The organism is Oricola sp., assembly GCF_022763245.1.
Classification (GTDB): Bacteria; Pseudomonadota; Alphaproteobacteria; order Rhizobiales; family Rhizobiaceae; genus Oricola.
On sequence record NZ_JALEGV010000032.1, the window covers coordinates 192956 to 210127 of the forward strand.

Below are 17172 nucleotides of genomic sequence, written 5' to 3' on the forward strand. Positions count from 1 at the left end.
GCGATGAACGCGGACGCATTTCTGGACGGCCTTCCCCGGTTCGAACCGGGCCATGTCTGGTTGGTCGGTGCGGGACCGGGCGATCCGGGCCTGCTCACGCTGCACGCCGTCAACGCGCTGAAACAGGCCGACGTCGTGGTCCATGACGCGCTGGTCAACGCCGATTGCCTTGCGCTGGCGCGCGACGGAGCGGCGCTTGAATATGCGGGCAAGCGCGGCGGCAAACCGTCGCCGAAGCAGCGCGACATCTCGCTGCGGCTGGTCGAACTTGCGCGCGAGGGCAAGCGCGTCCTTCGCCTGAAGGGCGGCGATCCCTTCGTCTTCGGGCGCGGCGGGGAAGAGGCGCTGACGCTGGTGGACCATGGCATTCCGTTTCGCGTCGTGCCGGGCGTGACGGCCGGGATCGGCGGGCTCGCCTATGCCGGCATTCCCGCCACCCATCGCGACACCAACCACAGTGTGACGTTCCTGACCGGGCACGACGCCACCGGCGTGATGCCGGACGCGATCGACTGGGCGAGTGTTGCGCGGGGGGCGCCGGTGGTGGTGATGTATATGGCGATGAAGCATATCGGGACGATCGCGGCGCGGCTGATCGCGGAAGGCCGGTCGCCGGACGAGCCGGTGGCCTTTGTCTGCAACGCGACGACGCCGCAGCAGCAGGTGTTGGAGACGACGCTGGCGCGTGCCGAGGCGGACCTCGTGACCGCGGGGCTTGTGCCGCCGGCGATCGTGGTTGTCGGCGAAGTTGTCCGCCTGCGCGCCGCGCTCGACTGGCTGGGCGCGTCGACGACGGGCCGCACGCTGGTCGCCGACCCTCTCGGCAGCCGGTCGAAGGACCGCACGGCATGAAGGGTTTTCTCGTCGCCGCGCCCCAATCGGGCTCGGGCAAGACGACGCTGACGCTCGGTCTGCTGCGCGCCTTTCGTGACCGCGGCGTGCCGCTTGCGCCCGCCAAGGCCGGTCCGGACTATATCGATCCCGCGTATCACACGTCTGCGGCCGGCGAGATCTGCATCAATCTCGATCCCTGGGCGATGCGGCCGGAACTGCTGCGCATGTTCGCGATCAACCATCGCACCGATGACAAGCTGTTGCTGGTCGAGGGCATGATGGGGCTGTTCGACGGCGCGGCGGACGGGGCGGGAACCCCGGCCGATCTCGCGGTGCTGCTCGGCCTGCCTGTCGTGCTTGTCGTCGATTGCGCCCGGATGAGCCAGTCCGTCGCGGCGCTGGTCTCGGGCTTCGCCAAGTTCCGCGCCAATCCCTCCATCGCGGGCGTCATTCTCAACCGCGTCGGCAGTTCGCGCCATGAAAGCCTGCTGCGCGATGCGCTGGACCCTGTGGGCCTGCCGGTGCTGGGCGCGGTCTACCAGGCCGACACGCTGACGCTGCCGTCCCGCCATCTGGGCCTCGTCCAGGCCGGCGAGCACGAGCATCTGGAGAGCTTCCTCAACGATGCGGCCTTCGCCGTTTCGGTGGGCGTCGATCTCGATGCGCTGGCCGCGCTGACGATCCGCTCCGGCATCAACTGGGGCGGATCCGTGCCTTACCTGCCTCCCTTCGGCCAGCGCCTGGCCGTGGCGCGCGACCAGGCGTTTGCCTTCTCCTATCCGCACCTCCTGAAGGGCTGGCGCAAGCAGGGTGCCGAAATCTCGTTCTTCTCGCCGCTGGCCGACGAAGCGCCGGCCGAGGACGCCGACTCGGTGTTCCTGCCCGGCGGCTATCCCGAACTGCATGCCGGCCGGATCGCCGGCGCGAGCCAGTTCATGGCCGGGTTGCGGAAAGCCGCGGAGGCTGGAAAGCAGGTCTATGGCGAATGCGGCGGCTACATGGTGCTCGGCGAGGGGCTCGTGGACGCGGAAGGGACACGCCACGAGATGGCCGGCCTGCTGCCGGTCGTCACCAGCTATGCCGAACGCCGGCGGCACCTGGGCTACCGGCGTCTCGCCCCGTTTTCCGCCGCGCCCTGGAACATGGCGCTGACCGCGCATGAATTTCACTATTCGACGCTGGTGTCGGAAGGCGAGGGGGAACGGCTTTTCGCCGTTCGGGACGCGCGCGGCGAGGATCACAAGGATGCAGGTCTGCGCCGGGGATCGGTGTGCGGCTCCTACATGCATGTGATCGACAGGGCGGCCTGATGCAGTCGATCCGGCATGGCGGCGCGCTCGATCGCGCCATCGCGCAGCATGGCGGCGAACGGGGCGACTGGCTGGACCTCTCCACCGGCATCAACCCGGTGGCATGGAAGGTGCCGGAGATGGGGCCGGATGTCTGGCAGCGCCTGCCGGACGAGGCGCTGATGCGCGATTGTCTCGATGCGGCGCGCGCCTGTTACGGTGTCCCGTACGGAGCGGCGATCGTGGCCGCGCCCGGCACGCAGGCGATCATCCAGTGGCTGCCGATCCTGTTCAACCATCTCGACCGAGTCGCCATCGTCTCGCCGACCTATGGCGAATATCAGCAGGTGTTCCGGATGACGGGTGTCGCCATCGACACGCCGTCGGCATGGCCCGCAGATCCCGAGAGCGTCGATCTCCTCGTCGCCGGGCAGCCGAACAATCCCGACGGGCGCATCTGGCCGAAGGAGGCCGTCGCACCCTTCACGCAAGGGCGAAAGGTCGCGGTCATCGACGAGGCCTTCGCCGATGTTGCGCCTGATGTGTCGCTCGTCGGTGAGACCGGGGGGCCGGGGCTGCTGGTGCTGCGCTCCTTCGGCAAGTTCTTCGGCCTGGCGGGGCTTCGGCTCGGTTTCGCCATCGGCGATCCCGACGTCATCGAGGCGCTCTCCGGCATGATCGGTCCGTGGGCGGTCTCCGGGCCGGCGCTCGCGATCGGCGCACAGGCGCTGCGGGACGAGGCCTGGATCGCCGCCACCCGCGCGCGGCTCGCCGACGACAGCGCGCGATTGGCTGCGGTGCTCGAGACCCGGGGTTTCGAGGTCGTCGGGCGCACGGACCTTTTCGTCACTGCGACCCACGCGGAGGCGCATGGCATCGCCGACGCGCTTGCGGGTCGGCACATTCTGACACGAGTGTTCGATCACGACACAGCCCTGATCCGGTTTGGCTTGCCGGCCGACGAGGACGGGCTAGCGCGACTCGATTCCGCTCTTGCCGTTGTCGGTTCGCGGGTGCACAACACCCCAAAATGTTAGAAGTCAGCAGCCTCGCGATCCTCATCGGCGCCCTTGTCCTCGACCGGCTGATCGGCGATCCCGAGCGGGTCTGGAAGATCGTGCCCCATCCCGTCGCGGGTTTCGGCGCGCTGATCGCGATCTTCGACCGGCATTTCAACCGCCAGCAGGACACGGGCGCGGCGCGGGCGCGGGCCGGGACGCTGGTTCTCGCATTGCTCCTGCTGTTCGTCGCCGTGATCGGCCGCTGGCTGGAAATCGCCTTCGACTGGATCGGGCCCGTCGGAATGGCTCTCGAGGCCGTCGTCGTTGCGGTCTTCCTGGCGCAAAAGTCTCTGGCCGATCATGTCGAGCAGGTTCAGGACGGGCTGCGCGACGGGGGGATCGAGGGCGGCAGGGCGGCCGTGTCGCGGATCGTCGGGCGCGATCCGGAGACGCTGGACGAATCCGGCGTCGCGCGCGCGGCCATCGAGAGCCTTGCCGAGAACGCCTCCGACGGCGTGATCGCGCCGGCCTTCTGGTATGCGCTGTTCGGCCTGCCGGGCCTGCTGGCCTACAAGCTGCTCAACACCGCCGATTCCATGATCGGACATCGCAACGCGCGCTATCTCGAATTCGGACGGGCCGCCGCGCGGCTGGACGACGTCGCCAACTGGATTCCCGCCCGTCTGACCGGCCTCATGATCCTCTTCGCCACGCTCACCGTGAAGGGTTTCAGGCAGGCGCGCCGCGTCGTGGTCGTGCTGTTTCGCGATTCAGGCAAGCATCGCTCGCCCAATGCGGGCTGGCCCGAAAGCGCGATGGCCGCGGCGGTTGGCGTCGCTCTTTCCGGGCCGCGCAGCTACGAGGGCCAGATGACGGAAGACCCCTATCTGAATGTAGGCGGGCGGCATTTCGTTGATGGCAAGGACATCGCGACTGCCATCGCGGTGTTCTGGCGCACGATGAGCGTGTTCATGGTGCTGGTCGCGGTCTGCGCGGTGCTGCGCTAACGCGCCATGCGTTTCGCGATTGCGCGTTCCAGGTCCGGCGCGGCCGCGATGAGCCGTCGGGTCACCTCGTCTTGCGGATTGTCCAGAACCTCGCCGGTTCGGCCGGTCTCCACGATCTTGCCGTGGTCCATCACCATGACGTCGTGGGTAATGGCGCGCGCGACCGTCAGATCGTGGGTGATGAACAGGAAGGCGAGGCCGAGATCGTCGTTCAGCCTGGCGAAGAGGTCGAGGATCTGGGCGCGGATCGAGACGTCGAGGGCCGAGACCGGTTCGTCGGCGACGACGAGCTTCGGACGCGTGATGATCGCCCGGGCGATGGCCAGCCGCTGGCGTTGGCCGCCGGAGAATTCGTGCGGATATTTCCTGGCGTCGTCGGGTTGCATGCCGACCTCGAGCAGCGCTGCCGCGATGCGCTCACGCCGTTCCGGACGGGTGAGCCGCCTTTCCGACAGATGCAGCGGTTCGGCGACGGAGTGGCCGATCTTCTTACGGGGGTCGAAGGAGCCGTAGGGATCCTGGAAGACCACCTGCATCTCGCGGCGCGCAGGCTGCAACGCGCTCTCGCCGAGCGAGGAGATCGGCATGCCGTCGAAGCGGATCGCGCCCGCTGTCGGCTTGTCGAGGGCGAGGACCATGCGGGCCAGCGTGGACTTGCCGCAGCCCGACTGGCCGACAAGGGCGACCGAATGGCCGGAGGCGATGGAAAACGTCACGCCGTCGACGGCGCGCACGGCCTCGCCGCGTGAGAACAGGCCGGTGCGATGCCCGCGGAAATGGCGCGAGACGTCGATGACCTCGAGCAGGGGGCGGTCGCCGTTCGGCGGCGTTCCCGCGTTCGACCAGGCGGGGACGTGGGTCGAGGCTTCAGCGAGCTGGCGCGTGTAGGGATGGCGCTGCTCGGTCAGCACCTTGGCCGTTTCGCCCGCCTCCTGGACGGCGCCTTCGCGCAGGATGGTGATCCGGTCGGCCATGTCGGCGACGACGCCGAGATCGTGGCTGATCAGGATGAGGCCCATGTCGTCTTCGGCGACGAGGCTGCGCAGCAGGTCGAGGATCTGCGCCTGCAGCACGACGTCGAGCGCGGTGGTCGGCTCGTCGGCGATCAGCAGCCGGGGATGGAGCGCGCAGGCGATGGCGATGACGACGCGCTGACGTTGCCCGCCGGAGAGTTCGTGCGGGTAGCGGGAGAGGGGAAAACGGCTTTCGGGAAGGCCGACCCGGTCGAGCATGGCGCGGGTCCGGTCTTCCGCCTCGGCCCGGCCGACGCGGCGGTGCAGGCGAATGCCTTCCGCCACCTGCTCCCCGATGGTCTTGACCGGGTTGAGCGCGGTCATCGGTTCCTGGAACACCATGCCGATTTCGTCGCCGCGAAGATCGCACATCCGGGTTTCGTCGGCGGCCAGAAGGTCATTTCCGGCGAAGCGGATGCTGCCCGTCACGCTCGCCGCATGCGGCAGCAGGCGCATCACGGCATGGGCGGTCATCGACTTGCCGGAGCCGGATTCGCCGACAAGGCCGACGATCTCGCCGGCATGGACGGTCAGGTCGACGCCCTTGAGAATACGGTGCCGGCCGATGGCGAGCGACAGGCCTTCGATGTCGAGGACGGGTTCGCTCATCGTTGCCGCCGCAATCTCGGGTCGAGAACGTCGCGCAGCCCGTCGCCCAGGAGGTTGAGGCCGAGCACGGTGACGATGATGGCGAGGCCGGGCACGATGGCCATGTGCGGGGCGATCGCCATCATGGTCTGGGCCTCGAACAGCATGCGCCCCCAACTTGGCGCCGGCGGCTGCGTGCCGAGGCCGACATAGGAGAGGCCGGCTTCGGCCAGGATTCCGAGCGAAAACTGGATAGTGCCCTGCACGAGCAGCAGGTTGGCGATGTTCGGCAGGATGTGCTGCAGCGTGATGAGGCCCGCGCCCTTGCCGCTGGCGCGTGCCGCGAGGATGAATTCGCGCGGCCAGAGGGCGAGTGCCGCACCGCGCGCGACGCGGGCGAAGACGGGCACGTTGAAGATGCCGATCGCGATGATCGCGTTGACCGCGCCGGGCCCGAAAATCGCCGTGATCATGACCGCCGACAGCAATGCCGGAAAGGCGAAGACGATGTCGGAGGCGCGCATCAGGACTTCGTCGGTGAGGCCGCGCCGGGCGGCCGCGAAGGTGCCCAGCGGAACGCCCAGCGCCATGCCGATGCCGACGGCGATCAAGGCCACGGCGATGGAGTTGCGCGAACCGACCATCGTCATCGACAGGATGTCGCGGCCGAAGTGATCGGTGCCGAACCAGTGGGCGGAAGAGGGCGCCTGCAGGCGATCGGCGATCACCAGCTTGGTCACGTCATAGGGCGTCCAGACGAAGGAGACGAGCGCCACGGCGACGACGAAGAGCGTGATCGTCGCGCCGGCGAGGAAGGAGCGGTTGCCCAGCGCCTTGCGCAGGAAGTGGCGCCAGTCCTCGTGCTCGGTCGCGATGAGTTCGCCCTGCGCCATGTCAGCGGCGTCTCAGGCGCGGATCGGCCCAGGCATAGGCGAGATCGACGAGGAAGTTGACGATGACGACCGTGGCGACGAGCAGGACGACGACGCTTTCGACGACGATCAGGTCGCGCTGGGTGATCGCCTGGAAGACCAGGCGGCCGAGGCCCGGCAGGTAGAACACGTTCTCGATGATGATGGTGCCGGCGAGCAGGAATGAGAATTGCAGGCCGAGGATCGTGAGCACCGGGATCAGGGCGTTGCGCAGCGCATGACGACGCAGCACGAGCCCGGACGGCAGCCCCTTGGCCCGCGCGGTGCGGATATAGTCCTCGCCGAGGACATCGAGCAGCGCCGAGCGGGTGACGCGCGACAGGATCGCGGCCTGCGGCAAGGCGAGCGCGATCGCCGGCAAGATCAAAGCGGAGAGCGCCGGCCACACGCCGCCCTGCCAGCCCGGAAAGCCGCCTGCGGGCACGAGGCGCAACGTGATTGCGAAGAGGTAGACCAGCAGGATGGCGAACCAGAAATTGGGAATGGCGATGCCGAGCTGGGTCGCCGCCATGACGCCGGTGTCGGCGGCGGTGCCGCGCCGGGCCGCGGAGAACACGCCGACAGGGATGGCGATCGCCGTCGACAGCACCAGCGCCATCGCCGCCAGCGGCAGCGAGACGACGAGCCGCTCGCGGACCAGGTCTATCACCGGCACCGCATAGGTGTAGGACCGGCCGAAATCGCCCGTCAGCATGCCGCCGATCCAGGCGACGTAGCGGACCGCGACGGACTGGTCGAGGCCCATCTGCTGGCGCAGCGCCTGCACCGCGTCCTCGGTCGCGTTCATGCCGAGCATCAACCGGGCGGGATCGCCGGGCACGATCTCCAGAACCGCGAAGACGATCGCGCTCGCCGCGACAAGCGTGATCAGGACGATGAGGCTGCGGCGGAGCGCGTAGGACAGCATGGAGGTGGTTTACCCGCCGGGACGCGGAAGAAGAAGGCGGGCCTGACCGGCCCGCCGCAATGCCGGCCGGAGGGTCAGTCCGCCCAATAGGCGTCGGTCAGGTCGTCGGCCTGGATGGGCATGTTGTGCCACAGCCCCTGCAATTTGGCGTCCCAGATCCCGATCTTGGGAAGCTCGAACAGGAAGCCGTTCACCGCATCCGCGCTGATGATCTCCTGCGCCTTGCGCAGCAATTCGGAGCGCTTGTCCTCGTCGGCGGTGACGTCCAGTTCGGCCATGACCTGCTTCAGTTCATCGCTGTGGTAGTCGAAATAGTAGTCGTCGCGCACATAGATGCCGATGTCATTCGGCTCTGTGTGGGAGACGATGGTCAGGTCGTAATCCTTCGCCTTGAACACCTGGTCGAGCCATTGCGCCCATTCCACCGGGATGATCTCCAGGTTGATGCCGACCTCGCGCAGCTGTGCCGCGATGATCTCGCCGCCGCGCCGCGCATAGGTCGGAGGCGGCAGTTTGAGCGTCGCCTCGAAGCCGTCCGGATAGCCGGCTTCCGCCAGCAGTTCCTTCGATTTCGCCGGATCGTAGGGATAGAGCTCGACGAGTTCGACATAGGCCGGATTGTGGGGCGCGAAATGCGTGCCGATGGGGGTGCCGAAGCCGAACATCGCGCCGTCGATGATCGCCTGACGGTCGAGGGCGTGGGCGATCGCCTGGCGCACCCGCACGTCGTCGAAAGGCGGCTTGCCGTTGTTGGTCGACAGGATCGTCTCGCCCTCGGTCGAGCCGATCACGACGGTGAAGCGCGGATCGTTCTCGAACTGGATGACGGCCTCGGGCGCCGGGAAGGCAGGGAAGGCCTGGATGTCGCCGGCCAGCAGAGCCGCCGTCGCGGCGGCGGGGTCGGAAATGACGCGGAAGACGGCCTTGTCGAGGGCCACCGGCTCGCCCCAGTAATCCGGGTTCTTGACGAGCGTCACTGCCGAGCCCTTGGCCCAGCTGTCGAATTTGAACGGGCCGGTGCCGATGGGCTTCTCCTTGTTGGTGTCGGCGGATTCCGGTGCGACGATCACGGCGTCGCCCCAGCCCATATTGTACAGGAAGCTGCCCTGCGGGTGGCTGAGGGTGACCTTGACCGTCAGGTCGTCGACGGCCTCGACGCTTTCGATGGCCGAGAACAGGGCGGTCTGCGCATTGGTCGAGCCCTCGGCGCGCGCGCGGTCGTAGGAGAAGACGACGTCGCCGGCATCGAGAGCGGTGCCGTCGTGGAAGAGGACGCCGTCATGCAGCTTGAAGGTGTAGACCAGCCCGTCATCGGAGATCCTCCAGCTCTCGGCGAGCGAAGCCGCGACCGCGCCGTTGGACGTGATGCGTGTCAGGCCCTGGAAGATGTTGGCGTAGGTCACGTCGTCGATCGCCCCGGCCGCGCCGGCGGTCGGATCGAGATGCGGCGGTTCAAGCTGGATGGCGAGGGTGAGGTCCGTGCGCGCGGCGAGCGCGGAGGTCGTCAGCGCGAATGCGAGTGCCGTGCCGGCAAGAATGGATTTGCATGTGAACGTCATTGCGAGCCTCCCGAGTGTCGTTCGCAAAGTTATACAGGACCGGAGGGGCTTGTCAGCACAGATCATGCAGCAAATGCTGCACTGCGATACCGTGCGGTTTCGGCGCGGGGCGTCAGGGCCGTTCGGCGAAGAGCAGGTCCTCGAGCGCCAGCGCCATGACCTGCGCGGACTGGATCATGTCGTCGATGCCGACCCATTCGTCCGGGCGGTGGGCGAGATCGAGGATGCCGGGGCCGTAGGCGACGCAGTCGTAGAGATGGCCGAGGCGGGCGATGTGCTTCTGGTCGTAGGTGCCGGGCGAGATCACGTAATCCGGCTCGCGGTCGAAGATTTCGCGGATGCCGTGGGCGACGGCGCTGGCGACCGGGGCGTCCTTCTCCGTCATCAGGGGCATCACCTCCATGATGTCGCGGATCGCGTAGTCGAATTTCGGCCTGCTTGCCTTCAGGTCGTCGAGAATGCTCACGACCTCGCCCTTGACGTCGGCGATCGCCTCTTCGAGCAGGAAGCGGCGGTCGATGGTCAGCTTGCAGGAATCCGGCACGTTGGGCGAGGGCAGGCCGGTGAAGTCGTCGGTCTGGCCGCCATGGATGGCGTTGATGTTCAGGGTGGAACGGCGCGCGCCCTCCGGCACCACCGGCATGCGCGTCTCTTTCAGGTCGAGCGCGGGAAAGAGTTTTTCCTCGAAGGCGGCCAGTAGCGCGCCCATGTGGCGCACGGCGCAGTCGCCAAGGAACGGCATGGAGCCATGCGCGATCTCGCCCCTGGTCTCGATCTCCGCCCACCAGACACCGCGATGGCCGAGACAGACGCGGTCCTTGTTCAGCGGCTCCGGGATGATGACGTGATCGACCCGGGGCCTTGAGAAATAGCCCCTGCCGGCGAGATAGGCGACGCCGCCGAAGCCGCCGGACTCTTCGTCCACGGTGCCGGAGATCTCGATGGCGCCCGGAAAATCCGGGCGATGCTCCAGAAACGCCTCGACCGCGACGATCGAGGCGGCGAGGCCGCCCTTCATGTCACAGGCGCCGCGCCCGTAGACGCGCCCGTCTCGGACCACGCCCCCGAACGGATCGACCGTCCAGCCTTCGCCGGCATCGACCACGTCGATATGGGAGTTGAAGTGGACGCAGGGACCCGGGCGGGGGCCCTCGCGGCGGGCGATGACGTTGACGCGCGGATACCGGTCGGTGTCGCCGGGTGTGCCTTCGCCGCGAACATATTCGATCTCGAAACCCGATCCGGCCAGGCGCTCGCCGACATAGCGCGCGCAGGGCTCGTAGGCCTCGCCGGGCGGGTTGACGGTCGGAAAGCGAATGAGATCGCGGGTGAGGGAGACGAGATCGTCCTGCCGCGCGGCGATCGATTCCAGCATCGGGTCCATGCGGTCATTGATGACCAGATTCGCCGGGCGGGCAAGTGCGGCGCGAATGTGACATATCGCACATCACTCAAAGTAACCTTTTGTTACGTTGCTTTTGTTATTTTGACCGAGGGGTAAAAGGAGGCTATCGTCGTCAAGCAGGGACGGTCGCCTTAGGTGAAGAGGGAGTAAGTCGAGTGAAACGTTTTCTCGTGAGCGTCGCCCTGGCGGCGGCAGTTGTGCTGTCCGGAGCGACGGCGAGTCTTGCCAACCGGCTTGTTGCGCATGTGGATCTTTCCAGCCAGACGATGACCGTCAAGAAGGACGGACGCACGCTCTACAACTGGCGTGTAAGCACCGCGCGCAGTGGCTATCGCACGCCGACCGGCCAGTGGAGCCCGACGCGCATGCACAAGATGTGGTATTCGCGCAAATATCACATGTCGCCGATGCCGCACTCGATCTTCTTCTATGGCGGTTACGCCATTCACGGCACGGACGCGGTCGGCCGGCTGGGACGCCCGGCGTCGCATGGTTGCGTGCGCCTGCACCCGGACAATGCACGACGCCTGTTCCAGCTGACCCAGCAGGTCGGCCCGCAGAACATGCGCGTCGTCATCACGCGCTAACCGCACTCGCGGTCTTCGCCATCAAAGGCCGGCGGTTGCGCCGGCTTTTTCTTTTGTGCGGCGGTGTGGCCCGATCACGCCCAGCGACGGTGCGCCCAAAGCCACTGGTCGGGATATTCGCGCACCCAACGCTCGACGATGTCGTTCAGCAACTGGGTCGAGGCGGGCACGTCTATCTCGCCTTGCGCATTGCGCGGCAGTTCGACGGCCTCTTCCAGTTCGATGCGAAACCGCCCTTTCGGCAGGCGGATGCATCGTGCCGGATAGACAGGCCGGTCATACTGGCGGGCGAGCTTGGGCAGAAGCGGGTTGGTCTTCACCGGATGGCCGAAGAAAGTGCCGTCGATGCCGCGCCTGAATTTCTGATCGACGAGCATGCCGACTGATCCGCCCTGGTTCAGGACGCTTGCCAGTCCCCATGCCGCGCCCGCCTTCGACGGGACCAGATGGCCCATGCTGGTGCGGCGCGCGGCGAGCAGGCGCCTGGCGATGTAGGGATTGTTCGGCGGGCGAAACAACGCCGTGATCTCCAGACCGAACGCCGCCGCGCCGACCGGCAGCAATTCGAAGTTTCCGGTGTGCGCCGTGAAGAAGATGCAGGACGTTTTCTCGTCGCGAAGACGCTCGAAAATCTCCGAGCCCTGGACCTCGATCATGCCCGGTTCGTCGGAGCCCGGGTCGAAATCGAACAGCTTCTCCAGATAGACATATTCCGCGCCGAGCCGGAACATGTTGCGCCATGCGCGCTTGGCGATCGCCTCGCGTTCGGCCTCGCTCTTTTCCGGGAAGGCGAGGCGCAGATTGTCCAGCACCAGCGTGTTGCGGCTGCTCAGCGGGCCGAGCAACTGACCGAGCGTGGCGGCGGTCTCCATCGCGATCTTCGCCGGCAGCAGGCGGGCGAGGCCGAGCAGCAGGAACGTCAGCTGCGCGACCAGCCAGTATTGCAGCCGGGCGACGCTTTTCCAGAAACGGAGGAGCCGTGGCTGCATGGCGGGTCCTAACTGACCTTGAGCAGGAGCTTGCCGAAGACGTCGCGCGTTTCCATGCGCGCCAGCGCTTCGCCGATGCCATCGAAATCCACCTCGGTATCGACCACCGGACGGACGATGCCGCGGGCCATCTTCTGCATGGCGTCGGTCATGTTCTGCATGCGGCAGCCGAAGGAGCCGATGATGCGGAACTGCTGCTGGAACAGCATCATCAGGTTCATGCTGGTCGAAACGCCGGACGTGGAACCGCAGGTGACCAGCCGGCCGCCGCGCTTCAGCGACAGCATCGAGCCGGCCCATGTCTCCGCGCCGACATGTTCGAAGACCACGTCCACGCCCTTCTTCTTCGTGAGCTTGCGCACCACGCCCTCGAAGCGGTCCTCGCGATAATTGATGACGTGATCGGCACCGAGGGCCTTGGCAGGCTCGATCTTGGCGTCGGAGCCGACCGTCGTGATGACGGTGCAACCCATGCGGTGGGCGAGCTGGATCGCCGCGCTGCCGATGCCGGAGCCGCCGGCATGCACGAGCACGGTCTCGCCGGGCTGCAGGGCGGCATTGTCGAACAGCATGTGCTCGACCGTGCCGAAGGTGATCGGAGCGAGCGCCGCGCCGGTCTCGTCGACGCCGGGCGGGGCGGGGACGAGGTTTCTGGCCGGCAGGTTGATCAGCTCCTGGGCGAAGCCGTCGAGGTGGAAGCCGTGCACGCCGGCGACGTGTTCGCACAGATTGTCGCGGCCCTGCGAGCAGGGCAGGCACAAGCCGCAGGTCTGCGCCCCGAAGATCGAGACGAGCTGGCCGGGTTTCAGCCCAACGACGCCGGGACCGACCGCATCGACGTGGCCGGCGGCCTCCGCGCCGATGACGAGCGGCATCTTGCGCTTGGCGAAGGCCATGCCGCGCCAGCCCCACACGTCGATGTGGTTGAGCGCCACCTTGGCGATGCGCACCGTGACCTCGCCCTGTCCGGGCGGCGGCGGCGGCGGCAGATCCGCCTCGACGAGTTTGCGATCTTCCACGAGCTGCAGCGCGCGCATGGCGGTTCCTTGTTCGGCGTCTTCGGGTGCGGGTGGGATTAAGCGGGTTGCGCCGCGATGACAAGGCACGTGTTCTGCCCGCCGAAGCCGAAGGAATTCGACAGGACGCGGCGCACATCGGCTTCACGCTTCACATTGGGGACCACATCGAGCGCGATCGCGGGATCGGGATTGAGGTGGTTGATCGTCGGCGGAAGCGTGCCTGTGCGGATGGTCAGGAGCGAGAACACCGCCTCGATGGCGCCGGCCGCGGTCAGCGTGTGGCCGATCATCGACTTGTTGGAGGAGATCGGGATCGACGCCATGTCTTCGCCGAAGACGGTCGACAGCGACAGATATTCCATCTTGTCGTTTTCCGGCGTCGAGGTGCCGTGGGCGTTGACGTAATCGACCCCGTCGGTCCCGGCGCCCGCATCTGCCAGCGCGGCTCGCACGGCAGCGATGGCCGGCGAACCGTCCGGCTTGGACCGCGTGCGGTGGAAGTCGTCGGCGCATTCGCCGCATCCTTCCAGGATGCCGAGGATCGTCGCCCCGCGTGCGGTCGCGCTTTCCAGCGATTCCATCACGAATGCGCCGGCGCCTTCGGCCATGACGAAGCCGTCGCGGTCCTTGGAGAAGGGTTTGGACGCCTTTTCCGGCGCGTCGTTCTGCGTGGAGAGCGCCGACAGGAGAGAGAAGCGGACAAGCGCCTCGGCGGTCACGGAACCGTCCGTGCCGACGGAGATCACGCGTTCGGCCTCGCCGCGGCGGATCGCCTCGGCGCCGAGCTGGATCGCCGTGGCGCCCGACGCGCAGGCCGTCGAGAGCGTGATCGGCAGGCCACGCGCGCCGATGCGCGTCTGAAGCTTGGCGGCCACGTCGCCGAACCGGGTCGATCCGAAGAAATCGGGATGCGCTCCGGCGCGCGCGGCCAGAAGCAGCCTGTCGTAGCCGGGTGCGGTGCCGCCGGCCTTGCGGCCGTCTTCATCCAGCTTCAGGCGCTGCCACCATTCCAGTTCCACCGGAGGGGCGGCCAGAAACATCGGCCCCCCGAAATCGTCGATCGCAAATCCGGCTTCGCGGATGGCCTCCAGCGCGGCGGCCTCGGCCAGCGCGTAGGTCAGCGCGCCCGAGCCGGCCTCGGCCGGCGTCATGAAATCCACCGTGCCGGCGATCGTGGTGCGCAGATGTTCGGTCGCAAACCGGCGTATGGTGTGAATGCCCGACTGGCCCGATGTGAGCTTGGCCCAGTTTTCCTCCTTGCCCGCGCCGAGCGAGGAAACGACGCCGGCGCCGGTGATCGCGATGACGGGGCGCCCGGCATGGTCGGTGAAACGGGTCATTCGCCGCCTCCATTCGCCTTCGTCAGCACAACCATGCCCTCCGCCGCGCAAAAGCCGGTGGTGAGCACGCCGATGGAGGAGGGCGCCTTTTCGGCCTGTGTCTCGAAGTCGCTGCCGAGCGGCGGCAGGTCTTCGCCGTGGCTCAGCGACAGTGCAGCGACCGCGACGGCGATCGGGAACTGGGCATCGCGCAGGAAGCCGAAGGCCGACGTGATGCCGCGCACGGGCACGGACGGGGCGTGGGCGGCGAGAAACGCCTTTTCGTCGGCGGTGCGGGCGAGGGCGCCCGAGGCGGACGAGACGATCATGTCGGCTTCGGCGATGCCGGTCTCGGCGGCCAGGCGCTCAAGGCGCGCCGTCGTCTGCTGCGTGCCGACCGGTCCCTGGTCGGCTGCGATCCGACCGAGCGTGCAATAGATCTTGGCGCCGCGCGCCTCCGCATGGGAACGGCTCTCCAGCACCAGGAAGGCGCCGCCCGATCCGGTGATCATGCCGCCGCCCTCGATCGGCTCGCGGTCCCAGACCGGCGCCCATTCGCCGCGCAGGCACAGATGCGCCAGTTCGAAGCCCAGCAGCATGTCGGGGTGTTCGCCGTTATAGGACGCGCCGACCAATGCATGGGTGCTCTGGCCGGCGCGAATGCGCGCCGCCGCGGTCTGGATGGCGGAGATGCCGGACCCTTCCTCGCCCATGAAGGTGCGCGACGAGCCGGTCACCTTGTGGACGATGGAGATGTTGCCGGCGAGCAGGTTCGACAATTGCGCGAGGAAGAGCGTCGGGCGCAGCTCGGTCGTCAGCACCTGGTTGATGGCGATGCCGATGTCCTCATCGCTTTCGCCGGCCTTCTCGAGGATCATGGAATCGACGTCGACGTCGCGTTCGCCGCCCGAGGCCGCCACGATCATGTCCATCGTCGCGCACAGCGCCTCGTCGCCCTTGATGCCGGCGTCGTCAAGCGCCAGCCCGGCCGTGTAGGTGCCGATGCGCTGCCAGGCTTCCATCTGGCGCTGGTCCCCGCGCTTGGGGATCTGCTGCGACCAGTCGATTTCGGGCAGGGGGTGGACGGCGTAGGGCGCGAAACGTTCGCGGTCGAGCACGGGCGCGCTGAAGCCGCGCAAGGCCGCCCAGTTCGCCTCCGCTCCTTCGCCAAGCGAAGTCAGCAGGCCTATGCCGGTGATGACGACATCGTCAGGGGTTGGCATCGTAGGTTTTTCTGCCATTCACGGGGCCCGAGCGGGCCGTCAGGCGGTCTTCTCGGCGACAAGAGCGTCGATCTTGGCGCAAAGGTTCTCGAGCACGAAATATTCTTCGGTCGCGACCTTGCCGTCATTGACGTCCTGCGTCCACTGTTCGAGCGGAATCTTGATGCCGAATTCCTTGTCGATGGCGAAAACGATGTCGAGGAAATCGAGGCTGTCGATGCCGAGATCGTCGATCGTGTGGCTCTGCGGCGTGATCGAGTCGCGTTCGATTTCACTGGTGTCGGCGATGATGTCGGCGACTTTGTCGAATGTCGTTGCCACGTTCCGGGTCCTTCGGGTTCTGCGCAGTGTTTGTTCTGTTGCGCTCTCTAGCCTTTTTGTGCGCCATGGAAAAGGCCGTTGTCACGGTGGAATGCAACCATGACGCGAAACAGGCTATGGCTTCGTGTCGCACCGTGACATAAGCATTCCGAAGGGCGGATGAAAGGCAGGGCGGTTTGGAAAGTTTCGGGCGTCTGGCGTCCGGTGAGACGGTTCACCGGATCGTGTTGCAGGGGGGCGGTCTGTCGGCCCATGTGATCACCCGTGGCGCCGCCATCCAGAACCTTCGTCTCGACGGTCACGCCGCGCCGCTCGTGCTGGGTCTCGAACGGCTCGAGGACTACGAACGCCACTCGCCCTTCTTCGGCGCCATCGCCGGCCGTTTCGCCAACCGGATCGGCGGCGCCCGCTTCATGCTCGACGGCAGGGAGCATCGGCTGGACGCAAACGACCACGACCATTGCCTGCATGGCGGTGCGAAGGGGTTTTCCGAAAAACTGTGGACAGTCGAGCAACAGGGCGACAGCCATGTCGTGCTGCGGCTCGACAGCCCGGACGGAGACATGGGGTTTCCCGGACGGGTGACGGCGCGATGCCGCTATGAACTGGCGGAGGGCGGCGCCCTGGCCGTGACGCTGAGCGCGGAGACGGACGCGCCGACGGTCTGCTCGATGGCGCATCACAGCTATTTCAACCTGGAGGACGGTGGCGAGACCCCGGCCACCGGTCACGAGATGCAGATTTCGGCTGAGACCTACCTGCCGGTGGACGCGACCCTCATTCCGGACGGCGCGCCGCAACCCGTCGATGGCACACGGTTCGATTTCCGCGACATGAAGCGCATCGACGCCTATGGTCCGGACGCAGCCTACGACCACAATTTCTGTCTGGATCGCTCCGGTCAGATGCAGGAGGTTGTGCAGTTGCGGTCGCCGCGCTCCGGCGTCTCATTGACCGTGGAGACAACCGAACCTGGCCTGCAATGCTACACCGCGCCGTCGATGCAGATGAGCGTTTCTGGCCTCGGCGGACGTATCTACGGACACCATGCGGGCATCTGCCTGGAAACGCAGATCTGGCCGGACGCGCCGAACCGGGCGGATTTTCCAAGTGCGGTTCTGCGGCCGGGCCAGATCCGCGAGCAGCGGACGATCTACCGGTTCAAGAAAGGCTGATCCG

Annotated in this window: 16 protein-coding genes; 6 read left to right on the plus strand and 10 right to left on the minus strand. The window is 66.9% G+C overall.

Annotated elements, in window-relative coordinates; all coding sequences use genetic code 11:
- Window positions 1-3 precede the first annotated feature (3 nt).
- The 4 genes from cobA to cbiB are packed head-to-tail and all read left to right on the plus strand — an operon-like array spanning window position 4 to window position 4131.
- On the plus strand, window positions 4-852 hold the full coding sequence (gene cobA / locus MRY80_RS14670; RefSeq protein ID WP_293291773.1) for a uroporphyrinogen-III C-methyltransferase: 849 nt from the start codon (window positions 4-6) through the stop codon (window positions 850-852).
- Window positions 849-2144: a cobyrinate a,c-diamide synthase gene (locus tag MRY80_RS14675; protein WP_293291774.1), complete on the plus strand. Its 1296-nt coding sequence runs from the start codon at window positions 849-851 to the stop codon at window positions 2142-2144. The genes cobA and MRY80_RS14675 overlap by 4 nt, the downstream gene beginning before the upstream one ends.
- The gene (cobD, locus tag MRY80_RS14680; protein ID WP_293291775.1) at window positions 2144-3160 is read left to right on the plus strand and encodes a threonine-phosphate decarboxylase CobD; all 1017 of its coding nucleotides are present in this window, start codon (window positions 2144-2146) and stop codon (window positions 3158-3160) included. The genes MRY80_RS14675 and cobD overlap by 1 nt, the downstream gene beginning before the upstream one ends.
- Window positions 3154-4131, plus strand: coding sequence for an adenosylcobinamide-phosphate synthase CbiB (gene cbiB, locus MRY80_RS14685; protein ID WP_293291776.1), 978 nt, complete (start codon window positions 3154-3156; stop codon window positions 4129-4131). The genes cobD and cbiB overlap by 7 nt, the downstream gene beginning before the upstream one ends.
- On the opposite strand, the gene MRY80_RS14690 is transcribed toward cbiB, so the two are convergent.
- The 5 genes from MRY80_RS14690 to MRY80_RS14710 form a co-directional block, all read right to left on the minus strand.
- On the minus strand, window positions 4128-5753 hold the full coding sequence (locus MRY80_RS14690; RefSeq protein ID WP_293291777.1) for a dipeptide ABC transporter ATP-binding protein: 1626 nt from the start codon (window positions 5751-5753) through the stop codon (window positions 4128-4130). The two genes, cbiB and MRY80_RS14690, sit on opposite strands and share 4 nt — an antisense overlap.
- Complete coding sequence (locus tag MRY80_RS14695) at window positions 5750-6625, minus strand: ABC transporter permease (RefSeq protein WP_293291778.1); 876 nt, start codon at window positions 6623-6625, stop codon at window positions 5750-5752. The genes MRY80_RS14690 and MRY80_RS14695 overlap by 4 nt, the downstream gene beginning before the upstream one ends.
- Before the next feature lies 1 nt (window position 6626).
- Window positions 6627-7571, minus strand: coding sequence for an ABC transporter permease (locus MRY80_RS14700; RefSeq protein WP_293291779.1), 945 nt, complete (start codon window positions 7569-7571; stop codon window positions 6627-6629).
- Between the two features lie 74 nt (window positions 7572-7645).
- A complete protein-coding gene (locus tag MRY80_RS14705; RefSeq protein ID WP_293291780.1) occupies window positions 7646-9130 on the minus strand; it encodes an ABC transporter substrate-binding protein in 1485 nt (494 codons plus the stop codon).
- Window positions 9131-9242: 112 nt separating this feature from the next.
- Window positions 9243-10514: an acetylornithine deacetylase/succinyl-diaminopimelate desuccinylase family protein gene (locus MRY80_RS14710; protein WP_293291781.1), complete on the minus strand. Its 1272-nt coding sequence runs from the start codon at window positions 10512-10514 to the stop codon at window positions 9243-9245.
- 176 nt (window positions 10515-10690) lie between these two features.
- Here MRY80_RS14710 and MRY80_RS14715 point away from each other — a divergent pair, with 176 nt between their 5' ends.
- Entirely contained in the window at window positions 10691-11122 is a 432-nt protein-coding gene (locus MRY80_RS14715; RefSeq protein WP_293291782.1) for a L,D-transpeptidase, read from the plus strand.
- A 74-nt stretch (window positions 11123-11196) separates the two neighbouring features.
- On the opposite strand, the gene MRY80_RS14720 is transcribed toward MRY80_RS14715, so the two are convergent.
- The 5 genes from MRY80_RS14720 to MRY80_RS14740 are packed head-to-tail and all read right to left on the minus strand — an operon-like array spanning window position 11197 to window position 15993.
- A complete protein-coding gene (locus MRY80_RS14720; protein ID WP_293291783.1) occupies window positions 11197-12111 on the minus strand; it encodes a lipid A biosynthesis lauroyl acyltransferase in 915 nt (304 codons plus the stop codon).
- Window positions 12112-12119: 8 nt separating this feature from the next.
- A complete protein-coding gene (locus MRY80_RS14725; RefSeq protein WP_293291784.1) occupies window positions 12120-13148 on the minus strand; it encodes a zinc-binding dehydrogenase in 1029 nt (342 codons plus the stop codon).
- 38 nt (window positions 13149-13186) lie between these two features.
- Window positions 13187-14470, minus strand: coding sequence for a beta-ketoacyl-ACP synthase (locus tag MRY80_RS14730; RefSeq protein ID WP_293291785.1), 1284 nt, complete (start codon window positions 14468-14470; stop codon window positions 13187-13189).
- Window positions 14467-15672: a beta-ketoacyl-ACP synthase gene (locus MRY80_RS14735; protein WP_293291786.1), complete on the minus strand. Its 1206-nt coding sequence runs from the start codon at window positions 15670-15672 to the stop codon at window positions 14467-14469. The genes MRY80_RS14730 and MRY80_RS14735 overlap by 4 nt, the downstream gene beginning before the upstream one ends.
- 39 nt (window positions 15673-15711) lie before the next feature.
- Window positions 15712-15993 (minus strand): acyl carrier protein, encoded by a 282-nt coding sequence (locus MRY80_RS14740; protein ID WP_293291787.1) that lies wholly within the window; start codon window positions 15991-15993, stop codon window positions 15712-15714.
- A 176-nt stretch (window positions 15994-16169) separates the two neighbouring features.
- On the opposite strand from MRY80_RS14740, the gene MRY80_RS14745 reads away from it, so the two are divergent.
- The gene (locus MRY80_RS14745) at window positions 16170-17168 is read left to right on the plus strand and encodes an aldose epimerase family protein (RefSeq protein WP_293291788.1); all 999 of its coding nucleotides are present in this window, start codon (window positions 16170-16172) and stop codon (window positions 17166-17168) included.
- Window positions 17169-17172 lie beyond the last annotated feature (4 nt).

What these genes read in the sequence shown, in the direction of transcription:
- MRY80_RS14720 (WP_293291783.1), bottom strand. Translation starts at nt 12,111, where the DNA reads ATGCAGCCACGGCTCCTCCGTTTCTGGAAAAGCGTCGCCCGGCTGCAA.
- MRY80_RS14725 (WP_293291784.1), bottom strand. Translation starts at nt 13,148, where the DNA reads ATGCGCGCGCTGCAGCTCGTGGAAGATCGCAAACTCGTCGAGGCGGAT.
- MRY80_RS14705 (WP_293291780.1), bottom strand. Translation starts at nt 9,130, where the DNA reads ATGACGTTCACATGCAAATCCATTCTTGCCGGCACGGCACTCGCATTC.
- cobD (WP_293291775.1), top strand. Translation starts at nt 2,144, where the DNA reads ATGCAGTCGATCCGGCATGGCGGCGCGCTCGATCGCGCCATCGCGCAG.
- cbiB (WP_293291776.1), top strand. Translation starts at nt 3,154, where the DNA reads ATGTTAGAAGTCAGCAGCCTCGCGATCCTCATCGGCGCCCTTGTCCTC.
- MRY80_RS14710 (WP_293291781.1), bottom strand. Translation starts at nt 10,514, where the DNA reads ATGGACCCGATGCTGGAATCGATCGCCGCGCGGCAGGACGATCTCGTC.
- MRY80_RS14735 (WP_293291786.1), bottom strand. Translation starts at nt 15,672, where the DNA reads ATGCCAACCCCTGACGATGTCGTCATCACCGGCATAGGCCTGCTGACT.
- MRY80_RS14700 (WP_293291779.1), bottom strand. Translation starts at nt 7,571, where the DNA reads ATGCTGTCCTACGCGCTCCGCCGCAGCCTCATCGTCCTGATCACGCTT.
- MRY80_RS14690 (WP_293291777.1), bottom strand. Translation starts at nt 5,753, where the DNA reads ATGAGCGAACCCGTCCTCGACATCGAAGGCCTGTCGCTCGCCATCGGC.
- MRY80_RS14675 (WP_293291774.1), top strand. Translation starts at nt 849, where the DNA reads ATGAAGGGTTTTCTCGTCGCCGCGCCCCAATCGGGCTCGGGCAAGACG.
- MRY80_RS14730 (WP_293291785.1), bottom strand. Translation starts at nt 14,470, where the DNA reads ATGACCCGTTTCACCGACCATGCCGGGCGCCCCGTCATCGCGATCACC.
- cobA (WP_293291773.1), top strand. Translation starts at nt 4, where the DNA reads ATGAACGCGGACGCATTTCTGGACGGCCTTCCCCGGTTCGAACCGGGC.
- MRY80_RS14695 (WP_293291778.1), bottom strand. Translation starts at nt 6,625, where the DNA reads ATGGCGCAGGGCGAACTCATCGCGACCGAGCACGAGGACTGGCGCCAC.